Annotated in this window: 2 protein-coding genes and 1 pseudogene; all 3 read left to right on the top strand. The window is 58.4% G+C overall.

Going from position 1 to position 2,137, the window contains the following annotated elements; genetic code table 11:
* Nucleotides 1-98: pseudogene (locus tag DBR24_RS23005) on the top strand (alpha/beta hydrolase); the annotation flags it as partial.
* Nucleotides 99-157: 59 nt separating this feature from the next.
* Complete coding sequence (locus DBR24_RS23000; protein ID WP_128615897.1) at nucleotides 158-1,090, top strand: sigma 54-interacting transcriptional regulator; 933 nt, start codon at nucleotides 158-160, stop codon at nucleotides 1,088-1,090.
* A gap of 168 nt (nucleotides 1,091-1,258) precedes the next feature.
* Nucleotides 1,259-2,056 (top strand): MetQ/NlpA family ABC transporter substrate-binding protein, encoded by a 798-nt coding sequence (locus DBR24_RS22995; protein ID WP_123470494.1) that lies wholly within the window; start codon nucleotides 1,259-1,261, stop codon nucleotides 2,054-2,056.
* Nucleotides 2,057-2,137 lie beyond the last annotated feature (81 nt).

The following is a 2,137-nucleotide window of genomic DNA, read 5'->3' as shown; positions in this document are numbered from 1 at the left end:
TCAACGTCAAGTCCGGGCATCAGCGCTGGGAGCAGGGTTTCGCCTACCTCTATCGCCTGCAAAACCGCCTGGAGCATCACGCGCGGCGTCGCGCCTGAGTCGTACATTTTCTTTTTGATCGCCCCCGTCTCCCGGCGGTTGTGGGCGGGAGTCTGCCATGAGTTTTGAAACGTTCGGTCAGCCGTTGCTGACCTTTCCCGATGCGGAAAAAAGTCCCCTGAGCATCCGCGCCAAGGCGCTGGTGTTTGTCGATCCGCGCTCGCGTCAGTTGCGTGAAGAGCTGGAGCAACTGGCCCCGCGTTCGATCTCGGTGCTGATTCGCGGTGAGACCGGTACGGGTAAAGAACTGCTCGCCCGCCACATCCACCGCGCCAGTGATCGCAGCGGTCTGTTCGTTTCGGTCAATTGCGGCGCGATCAGCCCGACCTACGCTGATGCCGAGCTGTTCGGCTATGCCGCCGGCAGTTACGCCGGTTCGGCCAGCAGCCGTGCCGGCTGGTTCGGTTCGGCCAATGGCGGCACCTTGTACCTGGATGAAATCGGCGACCTGCCGCTGCCGATCCAGATCAAATTGCTCGCGGCCCTGGAAAACCACGAAGTCACCCGCGTCGGCGCCCATCAGCCGAGTCCGGTGGACGTGCGCCTGGTGGCGGCGACCAGCATCGACCTGGCGCAAGCGGTGGACGCGGGGAAATTCCACGAACGGCTCTATCACTACCTCAGCGAAGGGCAACTGGAACTGCCGGCGCTGCGCGAGCGAATCGGCGACATCCTGTCATTGGCCGAATATTTTCTCGGCATCTACAGCCAGCGTCTCGACCTGCCGGTGCCGTTGATCAGCGAAGCGGCGCAACATCTGCTGGAGCGCCACAGCTGGCCGGGCAACACCCGCGAGCTGGAAAACGTCATTCACTTTGCGCTGTTGGTCAGCACTGGGGAGGAAATTCTCCCGGAACACCTGAACCTGCCCGACACTTCTGGCCCGCACCTGCAGATCGAACGACTGGTCACGCAGATCAACATCGGCGGCAGCGTTGACGAGCGTAAGGCGTTGAAAGATTTGCTGATTGGTTTGAGTCAGCGCTTGTGACCGTTTTGTCCTGTATGAGCAAAATGGAATATCAAAGTGAATAAACGTTATTGTCCGGGAATAAAAAATCCCGGTATTGTCCGCTTCACGCCAGAGATAGCACTTCACTGGCACACGTATTAAATAGCCGTCGCCCTCTGCGACCGTGATTTTCGATAAGGACACTGCATGAAAAAGGTTCTGTTGTTTACCGCACTGGCGGCTGCTCTGACTGCTTCCCTGGCCAACGCTGGCGAGAAACTGGTGGTCGCGGCGACCCCGGTGCCGCACGCCGAAATCCTCGAGCTGATCAAGCCGACCCTGGCCAAAGAAGGCGTGGATCTGGAAATCAAAGTCTTCACCGACTACGTGCAGCCGAACGTGCAAGTGGGCGAAAAGCGCCTGGACGCCAACTACTTCCAGACCAAGCCGTACCTGGACAGCTTCAACGCTGGCAAATACAAGGATGACAAGTCCAAGTACCTGGTCACCGTGCAAGGCGTGCACGTTGAACCGTTCGGTGGCTACTCGAGCAAGTACAAGACCCTGGCTGAACTGCCTGACGGCGCGACCATCGCGATCCCTAACGAAGGCAGCAACAGCGGTCGCGCCCTGATCCTGCTGCAAAAGGCTGGCCTGATCGAGCTGAAAGATCCGAAAAACGCCCTGGCGACCCCGAAAGACATCGCCAAGAACCCGCACAACTTCAAGTTCAAGGAACTGGAATCGGCCCTGCTGCCACGTGTGCTGAAGGAAGTTGATCTGGACATGATCAACACCAACTACGCGCTGGAAGCCAAGCTGAATCCGACCAAGGATGCGTTGGTGATCGAAGGCGCCGATTCGCCTTACGTGAACTTCCTGGTGGCCCGTGAGGACAACAAGAACAGCGACGCCATCAAGAAACTGGCCGCTGCCCTGACCAGCCCGGAAGTCAAAGCGTTTATCGAGAAGAAGTACAACGGCGCGGTATTGCCGGCGTTCTGATCTGACGCTTGAGTGAACCCCTTCAAGGTGTGAAAACGCCGATGGCTAGCGATAGTCATCGGCGTTTTTGTGTGTGCGTTG

The organism is Pseudomonas sp. HMWF006, assembly GCF_003061205.1.
Lineage (GTDB): Bacteria > Pseudomonadota > Gammaproteobacteria > Pseudomonadales > Pseudomonadaceae > Aquipseudomonas > Aquipseudomonas monsensis.
Note: the sequence above shows the minus strand (reverse complement) of the source record. Positions and strands in the feature narration are given on the sequence as shown.

Bases quoted from the DNA above. Each gene is read 5' to 3' on its own strand.
- DBR24_RS23000 (WP_128615897.1), top strand. From the start codon at position 158: ATGAGTTTTGAAACGTTCGGTCAGCCGTTGCTGACCTTTCCCGATGCG.
- DBR24_RS22995 (WP_123470494.1), top strand. From the start codon at position 1,259: ATGAAAAAGGTTCTGTTGTTTACCGCACTGGCGGCTGCTCTGACTGCT.